This is a genomic window from Peribacillus sp. SIMBA_075, assembly GCF_046534585.1.
In genome coordinates, this window is record NZ_JAWRYN010000008.1 from 34721 (window position 1) to 49453 (window position 14733).

13 protein-coding genes and 1 tRNA gene are annotated in these 14733 nt (G+C 41.1%); 2 read left to right on the forward strand and 12 right to left on the reverse strand.

Annotated elements, in window-relative coordinates; translation table 11 throughout:
- Positions 1–94: 94 nt before the first annotated feature.
- From SB775_RS08725 to SB775_RS08755, 7 genes are all read right to left on the reverse strand, one after another.
- Positions 95–1102 carry a FecCD family ABC transporter permease gene (locus SB775_RS08725; RefSeq protein WP_317778575.1) on the reverse strand — a complete coding sequence of 336 codons (1008 nt, stop codon included), beginning with the start codon at positions 1100–1102 and terminating at the stop codon, positions 95–97.
- Positions 1099–2109, reverse strand: a complete 1011-nt coding sequence (locus SB775_RS08730; RefSeq protein ID WP_410861277.1) for a FecCD family ABC transporter permease — start codon at positions 2107–2109, stop codon at positions 1099–1101. Before SB775_RS08730 ends, SB775_RS08725 begins: the two co-directional genes overlap by 4 nt.
- A gap of 64 nt (positions 2110–2173) precedes the next feature.
- Positions 2174–3094 (reverse strand): iron-hydroxamate ABC transporter substrate-binding protein, encoded by a 921-nt coding sequence (locus SB775_RS08735; protein WP_410861278.1) that lies wholly within the window; start codon positions 3092–3094, stop codon positions 2174–2176.
- Positions 3045–3893 (reverse strand): ABC transporter ATP-binding protein, encoded by an 849-nt coding sequence (locus SB775_RS08740; RefSeq protein WP_410861280.1) that lies wholly within the window; start codon positions 3891–3893, stop codon positions 3045–3047. Before SB775_RS08740 ends, SB775_RS08735 begins: the two co-directional genes overlap by 50 nt.
- Before the next feature lie 267 nt (positions 3894–4160).
- Positions 4161–4910, reverse strand: a complete 750-nt coding sequence (nfsA, locus tag SB775_RS08745) for an oxygen-insensitive NADPH nitroreductase (protein ID WP_410861281.1) — start codon at positions 4908–4910, stop codon at positions 4161–4163.
- An 86-nt stretch (positions 4911–4996) separates the two neighbouring features.
- Positions 4997–5485 (reverse strand): tRNA (uridine(34)/cytosine(34)/5-carboxymethylaminomethyluridine(34)-2'-O)-methyltransferase TrmL, encoded by a 489-nt coding sequence (trmL, locus tag SB775_RS08750; RefSeq protein WP_089364594.1) that lies wholly within the window; start codon positions 5483–5485, stop codon positions 4997–4999.
- Between the two features lie 67 nt (positions 5486–5552).
- The gene (locus SB775_RS08755; RefSeq protein ID WP_317778574.1) at positions 5553–6416 is read right to left on the reverse strand and encodes an amidase domain-containing protein; all 864 of its coding nucleotides are present in this window, start codon (positions 6414–6416) and stop codon (positions 5553–5555) included.
- A gap of 272 nt (positions 6417–6688) precedes the next feature.
- Between SB775_RS08755 and SB775_RS08760 the strand changes: the two genes are divergently transcribed.
- Entirely contained in the window at positions 6689–7381 is a 693-nt protein-coding gene (locus tag SB775_RS08760) for a DUF421 domain-containing protein (protein WP_410861283.1), read from the forward strand.
- A gap of 422 nt (positions 7382–7803) precedes the next feature.
- On the opposite strand, the gene queG is transcribed toward SB775_RS08760, so the two are convergent.
- A complete protein-coding gene (gene queG, locus SB775_RS08765; protein WP_061461821.1) occupies positions 7804–8943 on the reverse strand; it encodes a tRNA epoxyqueuosine(34) reductase QueG in 1140 nt (379 codons plus the stop codon).
- A gap of 105 nt (positions 8944–9048) precedes the next feature.
- Between queG and SB775_RS08770 the strand changes: the two genes are divergently transcribed.
- Complete coding sequence (locus SB775_RS08770; RefSeq protein ID WP_410861285.1) at positions 9049–9717, forward strand: B3/B4 domain-containing protein; 669 nt, start codon at positions 9049–9051, stop codon at positions 9715–9717.
- A gap of 585 nt (positions 9718–10302) precedes the next feature.
- Here SB775_RS08770 and SB775_RS08775 read toward each other — a convergent pair.
- From SB775_RS08775 to SB775_RS08790, 4 genes are all read right to left on the reverse strand, one after another.
- Positions 10303–10376 (reverse strand) — tRNA-Gly (locus SB775_RS08775).
- 185 nt (positions 10377–10561) lie between these two features.
- Positions 10562–10975 carry a YbjN domain-containing protein gene (locus SB775_RS08780; RefSeq protein ID WP_061461819.1) on the reverse strand — a complete coding sequence of 138 codons (414 nt, stop codon included), beginning with the start codon at positions 10973–10975 and terminating at the stop codon, positions 10562–10564.
- 155 nt (positions 10976–11130) lie between these two features.
- On the reverse strand, positions 11131–13077 hold the full coding sequence (locus tag SB775_RS08785) for an FUSC family protein (protein WP_410861287.1): 1947 nt from the start codon (positions 13075–13077) through the stop codon (positions 11131–11133).
- A 383-nt stretch (positions 13078–13460) separates the two neighbouring features.
- A complete protein-coding gene (locus tag SB775_RS08790; protein WP_410861289.1) occupies positions 13461–14489 on the reverse strand; it encodes an NADP-dependent oxidoreductase in 1029 nt (342 codons plus the stop codon).
- Positions 14490–14733 lie beyond the last annotated feature (244 nt).

Consider the following 14733-nt stretch of genomic DNA (forward strand, 5'->3'; position numbering starts at 1 on the left):
GAATAACAATGGAATTTTGTTTGATTCCACAAAAGGAAGTGCTCAAAAAAGCGTAAAATCCCCTGAAAGATTTCAAGGGATTTTAGCAATGAACTCACTTCTTCAACAATAAATACATGAAATAAGGAGCACCGATCAATGCTACCATGATACCTGCAGGAATCCCCTCAGGTTCAACAATATTACGTCCTATCGTATCGGCAAGCAACAATAGCCACCCACCGAGTAAAATGGCAACTGGAATGAATAATTGATTTCGAGGTCCCACCAAAGATTTTGCTATATGGGGGGCCATGAGTCCAATGAATGCAATTCCGCCTGTAACAGAAACGGCAGCCGCAGCCAGTGCGACAGCTGTGATTAGCAATACGATCCGTTCCTTTTCAATCGATACACCCACTCCAATTGCGATTGGTTCACTTAAACCAAGCAGATTCAAACGGTTTGCTTTATATAAAGTGAATGGAATGAGGATGATTAACCATGGAAGAATAGCCCAAATGAAGGGCCAATCCGTACCCCATATATTTCCCGCCAACCATTTTGCAATGAAATCGACTTTTGCCCGTTCCGCTGATGAAATGAGGACAATCATCAAGCCTGAAAGCGCCATTGAAAATCCTACGCCAATCAAAACTAACCGAACAGGTTCAAGGCCAGCCCTTTTCTTAAATGAGAGTATATATATTAAACAGGCCGTCAGTAACGCGCCTATAAAAGCGACAAGTGGGATCATGTAAACAAACGAACCTGTATCAATCGGGAAAAACAAAAAGAAAGCGGCAATGGCAACACCAGCTCCTGAGTTGATTCCGATGATTCCGGGATCGGCTAAATCATTACGTGTGATTCCCTGTAAAATGGCTCCTGACAGTGCAAGGGCCATGCCTGCCAAAAGGGTAATGATAATCCGCGGTAATCGGACGGAAAATAAAATGAATTCCTCTTTAAACGTCCCTTGCCCGAAAAGCGTTGGAATCAGTCGCCCTAAAGAAAGATTCGAATAACCCGAACATGTCCCAATAATGATCGTTATGATTATGAGTGCGAATAATGCACCTAATATCCATCGCTGTTTTTTGATTAAAGCTGACTGGATCATGAAAATGATTTACCTCCTTTACGCACGATTAGGAGGAAGAAAGGTAAACCAATCATCGCAACAACCGCTACCACAGGTGTTTCATATGGAGAATTTAATGTCCGGCCTATCGTATCGGCAAGAAGCATGAAAGTGGCACCTGAAATCGCTGACATAGGCAGGATGAATCGATAATCCGTACCGACGATTGCCCTAACCATATGGGGGACCATTAACCCGATGAATACCATATTCCCAACAAGAGCAACGGCAGCACCAGCTAGGAGAATGATGACTACGAAGAGGACCGCCTTTATTTGTGTTGTCTTTTGACCTAACCCTACCGCCACTTCTTCACTTAGGCTAAGTATTGTGAGCTGTCTAGAAAAGATAAAGGAGATCAGGATGCCTATTACAATAACTGGGACGATTACACGGAGCTGCCCCCATGATGTTCCGATATTCCCGCCTGCAGTCCACATCGAAACATCCTTTGATACCTTGAAATAAATACCGACCCCTTCCGAAACGGCAAATAGGAATGCAGAGACTGCAGCACCAGCCAATACGATCCGTAAAGGAGAAAATCCTCCCTTTTTCATCGCACCTATGCCGAAAACCATGGTAGCCCCCACTGCGGATCCAATAAAACACGCAGTCATGATCCCTAAGTTATTAGCTGAAGGAATAAATGCCAAAGTTAAGGCGAGACCTGCATTGGCACCTGCCGTCAATCCAAGCAACCCTGGATCAGCAAGTGGATTTCTAGTCATTCCCTGCATGATGGCACCAGAAACGGCAAGTGCCGCACCAACAAAGATTGCACACACTTCACGAGGGAACCGGATTTCCCGAATGATGGAAATCTTATCACCAGTAGCATTTGATGTCAGTGCTTGCCAGACATCTTTGACGGTAGCATCTGCCGCACCAAACGCCATTGAAATATAGAACATGCCCATGAATGCAGCAATCCCGATGATCAGTTTATATATAAATGGGATGAAACGTTTATTCTCATTAGTCATCTGTCTCTCATCTCTTTATTTATAGAATGAAAGGAGAGGAATTTGAATCCCTCTCCTCGCTGTATTATTTACCTAGAAAACTTTTGGAAAAGAAGTCTAATTGGTAATCTAATGTTATTGGATCATTGAAGTAAAATTCTTTCGCATTAGCTTCAAATAGTTGATTGTTTTTAACAGCAGGAATGTTTTTATACGTATCTGTTTGTTGGAATGAATTATCCTCATCTTTATTATTACTCAAAATCACATAATCACCGGCATAGTCTGCCAGAACTTCTAAAGATAAAGCAAAGTAACCATCTTTCAAAGCCACTTCTTTTACTTTTTCAGGCATGGCCAATTTCATTTCTTGATAAAGGATTTCCGTTCCACGGCCCCAATTATCGCCAAATACATAGAACTGTTTGTCAAACTTTTCGAATACGGAAACGGTAGTATCTTCACCGATTTTGGCTTTTATGTCTTCACCGGCTGTTTTTGCACGTTTTTTGAAATCATCCACCCAACCCTGGGCTTCTTTTTCTTTATTCAAAAGCTTACCAATTTCTATGTGCTGCGTTAAATAGTCCACTTTTCCGTATGTATACGTAACGGTTGGAGCAATTTCACTTAATTTATCGACATTTTTAATCGTTGATAAACCAATGATTAAATCCGGATTCAACTCAATGATCTTTTCCAGGTTTTCGTCCGTCACTTCTTCGACATTCTTTAGTTCTTTAAAGTTCGGGTTCATTTTAGACCAGGAATCGACCCCTACAAGGTTAACATCCAAAGCCATTACGTTACCTGCGAAAGTAGATAGTACTACAACACGCTTTGGATCTGCAGGAACTTCAACAGGGCCGTTTTCAGATTGGTAAGTGATGGTACCTGATTTTTCCTTTTTGGAAGTGGAGCCTTTTTCTTTTTTGGTCGACTCGTTACCACAAGCACTAATAATTAACACTAACAGCAGTATAAACGGGATCATTATCTTTTTCATTTGATGTCAAATCTCCTTTTAATAAATTGTAGGTGCTGCACATTGGTTTGTTCGTTCGTTGATCTCGTCCGATTACCGCATCAATATGGAATACTTCCTTAAGCACATCATGAGTGATGACTTCTTCACAATCTCCTGCTTTGACTATTTCCCCTTCTTTTAAGGCAATGATAAAGTCGGCAAAGCGAGCAGCTTGGTTTAAATCATGAAGGACCATGACAATCGTACGGCCCTGTTCTACATTCAGCCTCTGTAATAGTTCTAAAACCTCTAGTTGATGCGCCATATCCAAATAGGTGGTCGGCTCATCGAGGAAGATGATTTCCGTTTCCTGGGCAAGGGCCATGGCAATCCAAACACGCTGGCGCTGGCCACCTGAAAGAGCATCCACCGGACGGAACTTAAAGTCTTTCGTGCCGGTCACTTCAAGTGCCCAATCAATCACATCATAGTCCTTTTGGGTCAGACGCCCAAAACCTTTTTGATAGGGAAAGCGACCATATGATACGAGCTCGCCAACTGTCAAACCACTTGCACTCTCGGGTGTCTGCGGAAGTATGGCCATTTTTCTTGCAAGGATCTTAGTGCTTTCTTTTGAGATATTCACCCCATCTAAAATAACCGTACCTGATTGGTTAGGAATGATCCGGGTGATCGCTTTCAAAAGTGTGGATTTCCCACATCCATTTGAACCGATGATCGTTGTGATTTTTTTATCTGGAATTTTCACACTGAGATCTTTTACAATTAAATGTTCACCGTACCCAATATTTAAATTCTCTGTATATAGGCGAACCATTTTTTAACCTCCATTTATTGAAAAATAGGTAAGTAAAGACTCAATTGAAAATGATTATCATTACCACTACTTTAATACTATAATTCTATCTAAATATATTGTCAATAGTTAGTTCATCGGCATATAAGAAGACAACCTTTTAGACCTTTTGCCTGAAAAGTTTTACCAATTGATAAATGAAAACAGTGAAGATCCCGGAAATATTTCCGGGATCTTCACTGTTTGGCTCATGCTCAGGATTTTGAAAGATGTCCCTTAAGTCATCAATCAATGTTTCTTAAATCCTTGCTTTTCCACGTAATCTTTCATGTACAGCCTGCTTTTCTTTCCAAGCATGCCAGCCATTTGCTCGGTCCAGGTGTCTTTTCGTTTACCTTTAGTCCGGCGTTCGTAATAACTGGAAATCGTTTCATTGTACTCTTCAAGTTGTCCGATGAACTCCTGCTTATCCTCCTGATATCCATTTTCATGATAGATATTGGACTTCGGCAAACGGGGCTTTTTATCCGAACGGTTTTTCGGATATCCAACCACTAAAGCGAATAATGGAATAACCCGGTGCGGTATATTCAAAACCTCAGACACTTCCGGGAGATTATTGCGTATCCCGCCGATATAGCAAATGCCAAGTTCCATCGATTCTGCGGCCAATGCTGCATTTTGAGCCGCCAGAGCAGCGTCAATACAGGCAACCATGAATTTCTCCGTACTTTCAATCGATTCAGTCAGATCCATGTTTTCCATTTCGGAAACCATATCCTGACGATATAAATCGGCGCAAAAGACGAATAGATGTCCATTCTTCTCTACATAAGCTTGTGGTCCGGCAAGTTCAGCAAGCTTGGCTTTCTTTTCCGGTTCGGTTATCCCTATGATTGAATACGCTTGAATATAACTTGAAGTCGATGCAGCCTGGGCGCATTCCACAATCGTATTGATTTGCTCCTCAGACAATGGCTTGTCCTCAAAAGAACGAATGGAACGGTGATCTAAAATCTTCTCAATTATTTTATTCAAAGCTCTCACCCCTATTGAATATGTAAAGTGAAAAATCCATCATCGGGGCTGTAATTCCCCCGATGACAGTAAGCCAGTGATGACACTCAACCTTTTGTTTTCAAATCCAATTCACGGTAATTTTGCTGTCTCAATGCTTCATAAATCAAGATGGCAGCCGTGTTCGACAGATTAAGGGAACGTACTTTATCCGTCATTGGAATCCGAAGGCACCGATCCATATTTTCTTGGATCAGCTCTTTCGGGAGGCCCGTCGTTTCACGGCCAAAAATGAAGTATATCTCACTGTCTTGATCACTGTAATCGAAGCTGGAATGCGGCTGCTCGCCGAATTTCGTTAAGTAATAAAATTCACCGCCGGCATTCTTTTCGTAAAACTCTTCTAACGAATCATAATAATGGATCTTTACATTCTCCCAGTAATCGAGCCCAGCCCGTTTGAGCTGTTTGTCATCCGTTGAGAAACCGAGCGGGCGAATGAGATGTAAAGACGTATCCGTCCCTGCACACGTTCTTGCAATATTGCCTGTATTTGCTGGAATCTGTGGTTGATATAAAACTACATGTATTGCCACTTCTTATTCACCTCTAGTTTGAACTTCACCTTAATTATAGCATTAAACAAAAAAGACTAAAAACCAATCACCCTCCATCCAAAATCACAAAGAATTTATAAACGATGTTCGGTGTATATCTAGTCGAATCCTCATACGTCCAATACCGGTGACGGCTATTCATCGTATGGGCATTCACAAGCGGCATCCCATCCTGATCCTTCGCGGTTACAATCAAGTTATGATCAAACCGTCCGTCCCCTTCAAAATCTATACAAAGGATATCACCCAAATTCAATTCCTCTGCCGTCTCCACCTGCTTTGTCCTGATGGCATTCCCGGATTTTAGCAAATGATATAAAGAATGTGCCGTCGTCCAAGTGTAACTCCAGCTTTTTCCTCTTATCCACCAGCCCTTACTTTTGTTTGGCGCCCCCCACATCGGAATTCCTCCCGCATGTAGACATTGTGAAATGAAATTCGTACAATCATCAGTGAATTTATGATACCTTGGATTGAATTCATTCCACCAACGCTCGGCATATTGGACGGCCTTCATCCGCTCATACTTATATGCAAGTCGATTTGCGCCGGGATCACATTTTGGCTGTACCTCTTCCGTTTCAAAGCTGGGAACCAGCTCACATTCATCCACTATATACCCATTTCGAAATCGAGCTTCCCTTTCTTCCATTTCTTCTTCAATATAAAATGAATCCTCCTTTTTCAATAAATATTGCAGGTGCACTTGATAAGTCAGGACTGTATCCATGTCTTCCTTTCTCTTCGAATGAACCTTGCCTGCTGCATTCACCCGAACAATTTCCGCTGCACGGTTCCTCATCAATTCCTTTTTCAGATGTAATTTCCTTTCACTCCGTTCCTGATTATCGGAAGTATAAAACTCCACTCTTTCTTGTAAAAGGCGTTGCAATTGTTCCCTCAAGTTCATGCCCTCCTTCTTACTATCTATGCTAATGTGTATGTTCGAAGGGGATTAAAATGCACCTGACGATTTCCTCCCGCCTTTTTTACGATTTTAAAGGGCAATCCAAACAACCCTCACATTCATAAATTTTAAAGTCACGTGTGAAGCCTTTCCGTATGGATCGATTACAGTATGGCTTTTTTTATCCTGAATTATAATCAAAGTAATATTGGGGAAAATATAAGAATGAATACACGATTATCTAACCTGATTAGACCAGATTGGAGACGGAAATTTTGAGCTTTATTGAAGTGTTAAGTAGGGTAGTCGCTGCTTTTGTGGTTTTACTATTGATGACTCGAATTATGGGAAAAAAGCAAGTAAGTCAGATGACTTACTTTAACTATATTACAGGTATCACTATCGGCGCGGTGGCTGCTTCCATCACAATCGATACAAGTATTGATATGGTTGACGCCTTCGTTAGTTTAATCGGTTGGTCCGTACTCACTATGCTTGTAGGCTTTATTAATTTAAAATCTCCAAAAGCTCGTATAATACTTGACGGCGAACCTACAATTGTAATCAAAGATGGAAAAATCCTAGAGAAAGCGTTGAAAGGGGAAAAATTAAACATGGATGACCTTAACATGCTATTGCGAGAACAAAGCATATTCTCCATGCAAGAGGTAAACTATGCCGTTTTAGAACCAAATGGTCAATTGTCTGTCTTAAAAAAAGTGGATAGCCAGAATGTTTCCAATAAGGATATTACTTATGTGAAACCATCATACATACCTACAGAAATTATTGTGGATGGAAAAATTGTTCCTCATAATTTAAGTAAACTGAGCTTAAACCAAAGCTGGTTGGAAACGCAATTACAGCAGTTTGGTGTATGCCTGCAAGATGTATTTTATGCTGAAATACAAAGTGATGGCACTTTGTATATAGATAAAAGACAAGATGACCAGTTTCCTCCACGTTAAGAGGAAAGGGGGAACTCAAGTCATTTTAAATTTGGACAGTTATGCTTTTAGAGCTAAGGATTTGCTGATTAACAGCCCAATAAGCTCTCCTTTTTAGGTACCCGCAGGTTATATATAAACAAATATTTAACCATAAGGAATAGCGTAGCAACTAGTTATTCAGAATGGCAAGTGTCCGAAAGAAGTGGTCTGCAGCTCACCTTAAGTATGAATTGGTAGATGCCGTAACAAATATACCCGTATAACAACAATCTTATTACGGGGATGTAAGTACTGCTTATAGTCGGTACTGGTTTTATAGTGGTTACAAATTGGGAGCTATCCGGTTAACTTTAGTGGTAATGTCTATAACTAGAAAAAAAAGAAAGAAGCTGTCCCAAAAGTCATTTACGACTTTTGGGACAGCCACTACTTCTTAAATATCATTTTGTTTCCAAGGTAAACTGCAGTCCCTTTTCAATTTCCGCCAGTACCTCTTCATCCGTTTCCTTCATTCGTGCTTCTTCCAGAACGGAAACGGACTGCCCCCGGCCAATTTTCCCAACCGCCCAGGCCGCCGTTCCCCGTATGACGGGCCGCGGATCATCCTTCATGACCTGGATCAGTTCGGGCAATGCAGTTTCGTCTTTGAAGTGGGCCAATGCTAAAATGGCATTTCTTTGGATTGGTTTTTTACCGCGCCAAGAGCCAGATACATGGCCGTATGTCTCCTTGAAGTCCCGATTTGAAATCGTAAGCAGAGGTTTCAGCAGCGGTTTTGCTAACTCGGGGTCAGGTTCCATTTCTTCATGAAAATGAAAATCCATTCCTTTGTTTTTCGGACAAACGGTCTGGCATGTATCACACCCATACAAACGATTGCCTATTTTCGTCCTGAACTCATCCGGCAGGAAACCCTTTGTCTGGGTTAAGAATGCAATACAACGCTTAGAATTTAGCTGGCCACCCTGAACGAGCGCACCTGTCGGGCAAACATCGACACATTTATTGCATGTCCCGCATTGATCTTCCATCGGTTGATCCGGTTCAAATGGCAGGTTGGTAATCATGTCTCCCAAGTATACAAAAGACCCGAATTCCGGAGTGATGATCATACTGTTTTTTGCACTCCAGCCAATTCCTGCACGCTCAGCCACTGCCCTATCTGACAATTCGCCCGTATCTACCATTGACTTCACCACTGCCCCTGGCACTTTATCTTTAATGAAACCCTCAAGTAACTGCAATTTATTACGAAGAACGGTATGATAGTCCGTTCCCCAAGAAGCCCGGCAAAAGATCCCTCGCCGCTCACCTTTTGTGCTTTGCGGAGCATCCTTCAATTTTGATGGATAAGCAAGTGCAATCGAAATGATGGATTGCGGTTTTTCGAATATCAATTCAGGCCTGACCCTTTTTTCTATATCGCCTTCTTCAAACCCTGACTGATAATCCAGTTCCTGTTGACGTATCAGGCGAGCTTTCAATTCGGCAAAAGCCGTGGCCGATGTAAAACCGATTTTATCGATGCCGATCTCTTTACTATATAAAATCACTTCTTGCTTGAATGCATTCATATCCATATTAATCACCTACGTTCATTCAGTATTCCGATCGAAGCTTGTATTCATTTCAAACCATTGCTATCTATGATAAACTAATTGCAATCATTTTTGGAGGTGAAACGCTTGGAAATTACCGTATCAGCTAATCTTAGCAGTAAAATCCCCCAATTCAAAGTTGGGATCATTACATATGAAAACATCGAAGTAGGTCCCTCCCCGCAAATGGTGAAAGGGAGACTTCAACTATTTCAGGAAGCTCTTTTCTTCGACCTTGAAGAAAAGGAATTGACCGACTTTTCCGGCATTAAAGTGTGGCGAGAGACTTTCAAGGCTGCAGGGACCAACCCGTCACGGTATCGCCCCTCCGTTGAAGCCCTGTACCGCCGCGTAAAAAAACAGAATTACTTGACACCCATCCATTCAGCGATAGATTTGAATAACTTCTTCTCCCTATTATATGAAGTTCCGATCGGCATTTATGATGCGGAAAAGGTATCAGGAGACATCTTGATTAAGATTGGCGACGGAACGGATGGTTATGACGGTTTGAACGGCCGCTTGAATTCCATGGAAAATATGATTACATCAGCCGATCATGAGGGCGCATTCGGAAGCCCATACGTTGATTCAGAACGCACGAAAGTCACCGAAGAAACAAAAAAAGCGATCCAAATCATTTATTTACAACCCAATACTCCAATCATAGAAGCACATCAGCTAACAAAATCCTTGATGGACATGTTCCTTGAAATCCACGGTGGTGAAGGGACTTACTCGATTGTAGAAGGCTAATCAAAAATGAACGGAAATAAACCCTTTCCACAATCGGAAGGGGTCTTTTCGTAAACTTTCCAAACCTTTAAAATAAATTATATTCCCATCGATCCATCCCTTCAGCTTTGGATAATAACTTGATATGCGTCCCGGCCCCCGTATGATTTAATGATTCTGATAACCCCATCCACCCGTGAAGTTAAATAACACCCGTCATCATAACCCTAACCGGTTCACTGTTTTTACTAAAACCCCAGAACTGCTGTTTAGGCATTTATCCAAAAATGAACTTATTTTGTTATCCCCTAATGCTGAATAGCTTTGATTAACGCTTTTTATCGGTATAAAATACATGGCAGCTAATATAAAACTCCGGTTTTAATTACGGTATGAATGCCACGAAGTTCGTATTGTCATTTCTCTGATAGAATAAAAATGATATCAGATTAACCTTCAGCTCATTCAACCCCTTCCCGAATTTCCGCCCCCATAAAATTTGGACAATAAAAAAAATCCCACTGTAAACAGTAGAATTCTTGTAATAATATTTAAACGCAAAGCTTCGTTCTCCAGGTAACGAAACCCTACGTTATGAGTATGTATTGGAGCGGGTGAAGGGAATCGAACCCTCATCATCAGCTTGGAAGGCTGAGGTTTTACCACTAAACTACACCCGCATGTCATTGTAGAACTTTGTCGAATTACCAACAAAATTAATTATATAGTTTAATCTAAAAAAATGCAATAGTTCTTTTAAAAAAATTATTAATTAATGTATTGTAACGTTAATATATTCATTCACTCTAGAAAAGATGTTAAAAAGCCCCCTGTTTCAGAGAACTTTTTCATCCTATATAATGATTTAAGACCAAATGACTTCCATTAACCGCGGATAAACCTGCTGTGCCGTTTCAAGCAGCATGATTAACTTCCTGAACGCAAGATCCGGTACGATATCCCCCTCAATGGAGTATGAATACCGAATGGAAATGGTCCCATTTTCTTCATAAAGCTTGGAGTACCTAAAATTAGCATTATATTCATTCAACAGTGTATGAACATCCTGTTTCTTTTCAGGATTCTTCAACTCGGCGACATTAAAGCAAAATAAGTCCGCCACATTTTCATCTTGATTGAATGCAAATACTAAAAGGACCTTCCACCCGTCCTTTAACTTTTGCTCAGCTCTAAAAAAGGTGGTTCCATCTTCATTCAACTCATTCATATAGATTTTCTCACTAGTTAAAAAATCACGAAATTCAGCAACGTTTGACATGGTTCATCACCTTTCTGTTTGTAAGTACATTTTATAATGAAAACTGGCATTTTTACAGACTTTTCTATAACCCTTCCAATTTCACCCTATTAACAGAGGCATGAAACACTCATTAAATGAATTGGAGTCAAATATGAACTCCCTTAATAGATTAATTAGCCGGTTGTTTCTCCGCAAAACTGAAGTGCTTCTTGAAGGTCCAAAATTTCCTGGCGGACTTTTGAGTATCCTTCAATTTCAGGCACTTCTTTATTAGTATGTGATCGACCTTTATCTGCCGCTATCGCCATGGTTTCGAAAACATACAGCAATTGAGCGAGTTCCCGCTCTGAAAGGACTGGCCGTTCATAGGATTTCAAGCTGGCATTTAGATAATAGCCCAACTGTTCTATCGAAAATATAACGGGCCAAAGAGATTCCAGTCTAGCCTTGTTTTTGAATATCTCACCAAGGGATGCATTGTAAACCGTTAATAGATTCACCATATTTGTTTGCATTTTGTTCCTTTCGCTGCTTTCATCAATTGCAAAGTCATTATCTTTTTCAGAGAACGCCATCAATAATAACTGTCCCTGACTTCGAATCGTTTTGGCTGTTAAATGATTGAGAAGACTGGATGCCGAACGACTTCCGAGTAACAGCGACCCAATAAGACCTATCATGCTTCCAACGACGATATCTGTTATTCTTACTGTCGCAAAAAAACTGAAATCATAGATTTGAGTTGAATATTCCGCCATGATTAATGCTGAAGGAGTAAAAAACATCGCCGCTAATCCATAGTTCCGAAAGATGAAAAGCTCTGTAATGAATGTCAAACATAAAATGATCAGAACGATAAGGAACTCGTTATGAACCGCTGCTAGAATTAAACTTGCTAGCAGGAGTCCGATGACCGTCCCGAAAGTCCTTTGGACCGCTCGATGGAATGTGGCGATGATGGTTGAACCCGACATAACGGCCGCACAGGATAAGGGAATCCAGTACGAACGGTTAAAATCGGCGGAATATGCGATGATGGCAGCAATGGTAAGGATTGTTCCATATCGAACGGAAGCCCGGAAGACAATTGAATTCTTATCGAACGCCCCAAGAAAAATTGTTTTTAAAGAAGGCTTTGAGATGGTTGCTGCATGATCGATTTTCTGGACAGGTTCAATCATGATGGCATCCGCATTATAAATCTTCATGAATAACTCTTCCACCTCTTCGGTCATTTGGTCAGGTTGAAGGATCTTTTTTTCATTCTTTGTTTTAGATGCAATGGAACCGGCAAGGGCACGAACGGATTGACCTAATTCTGGCGGCAGTACGATATTTTTGTTCAAGGAAATTTCCAGAGCCTCCAAGAATATGGCATTCGCATGTTCATTCAGTAGGAACAACCGCTTTAACTCATCTCGGCTTCGCCTGTTTGAAAACCCGGCTAATAGTGTATCTTCAGCCTGTTTCATCGCCAATACCGTTCCCTGTCTTGCTTTATTGTATTTCTCGGTTCCCATGGAATCAAAGAATGCCCCCAATTCCCTGTACACCTTTTCCACCGCAAGCGATTCTGGTCCATGAGGGTTGAAAAACCACCCTAACATACAGATTATCCAAGATAGTGCACCACCCATTAAAACGAGGCCCCCACGCAACGGAGCCAGACTTTGATCAACGGGCATACCTGTCGCAAGCGCAAAGCTCAAGACGAAGAATACCGCCGAAGGACCGGTAATCTTTAATGCACCAAATATAAAAAAAACACTTGCCCCGATGATCCCCATCATTATGGCTGTTCCCAATTGGTATGGAGCCAAAAGCGTCCCTAATACAACAGATAAAGCAAGACCCACCATCACAAAGAAAATCTTTATAGTTCTTTGGTGATACGGTTGGTTAAAAACGTATAAATAAGTGAAACCTCCGATCCCTGCCAGTAAACCGTACGCTAAATTCCCGAATAATAAGCCAATGAAAACAGGTAAGGCAGCAGCTATGCCTGCGCTTAGTGCTTTTATCCAAGGAAATGGATTCTTCTTTATTTCAAAAGCCTGTTTAAATGTCGTATGTATCGCATCTGATTTCAGAGATTCGGAAGGTTGCTTATTTTCACTCATTTTCAATTTATCCTTTCATTAATAATTCTATTAACTCTGCAGTGAAAGCTACGGATAAGATGACTTCTAATAATTAATATCCTTCATATGGATAAAAAGATACCACTAAAGGTAAAAGCAAAGTAGATTGGAACAGGTGTGCTAGACTCCTACGGGAAAAGCGCGTCCAGAGGAGACCCCGCAGGCGTAAAGGCACCTGGGGCGGATTGCCTGCGCAAAGTGAGTGCCTGTAGGCAACGTTCAAATTTCCCTAAAGGCTGGGATATCTTATTATGAAAAGGAAAACGGCCTTTCCCCGATTAAATATCGAAAAAAGGCCGTTTTTATTATAAGCTGATTAAAGTCACAACAAAGGACCTTCCTCAGCTTTATTTCCATAATACTTAGAGTTGAGCGAATTCAGGTTCCGCAACTTTTACAAGCTGCTTACCGAGGTTCGTTCCTTTAAACAAACCTAAAAATGCATCAGGTGTGTTTTTGAACCCTTCAATAATCGTTTCTTCATACTTCAGCTTTCCTTCTTGAAGCCACTTACCTAAATCCGTCGCACCCTCTTGGAATCTAGCGGCATAATTTCCAACTGTGAAACCTTTCATAAGTGCACTCGTTTTGATCATCGCCGATTGCAGACGCGGTCCTAGATCTTTCCCTTCTGCATTATACGAGGAAATCGCTCCGCATAATGGAATTCGGGCATTCGCATTCAAAAGTGTGAAAACAGCATCTGTCACCTCGCCGCCCACATTATCGAAATAAACATCGATTCCATCAGGAACAGCATTAGCTAAATCTTTCGCAAAACTATTACTTTTATAATTTACGGCTCCATCAAATCCGAGCTCTTTCGTTAAGTACTCAAGTTTTTCATCTGAACCAGCGATGCCAATAACCTTCGCACCTTTTATCTTAGCAATTTGTCCGACTACTGAACCAACTGCTCCAGCCGCTCCGGAAACAACTACAGTTTCACCTTCTTGAGGTTTACCAATATCAAGCAAACCAAAGTAAGCTGTCAAACCGGTCATTCCAAGAATCCCTAAATGCGTTGTGATCGGAGCCACCTTGGGATCAATCACGCGGATTTCCTTTTCAGTGACAACTGTATATTCTGCCCAGTCAATATTCCCAACAACGACATCCCCTTGTTTGAAAGAATTCGATTTGGACTCAACAACTTCAGCAACAACGCCACCCGTGATGACTTTATTCAATTCAAATGGGGCAATGTATGATTTGGTATCTTGCATTCTGCCACGCATGTATGGATCGACAGATAAATATAGCGTCCGTACTAAAATCTCATTATCTTTTGGTGTGGGAACTTCACTCTCAACAAAGTTAAAATCTTCTTTCGAAGGCATACCTTTTGGACGGTTTGCCAGGGTGATTTTTTGTTGTTTTGTTTGTGTCATCATTCGTTCCTCCTTGATTTTGAATGCGTAATATCGAAAAGAAGCGTATCACTGTTGAAGTTCATAGGTCAAAGAATATGATTGCCTTTTGCTTCCATATCACTCTTTATGTAGCCTTTCTTGAAAGTCCTAAACTTGCTACGACCTATTATGCCCCATGTTTTTCATTCATATAAAGGACATGAGGAAAATGCTTTGTCCTACAATGTTCGTTTTAAGCATAAATAATGTACGTCGACTTCTA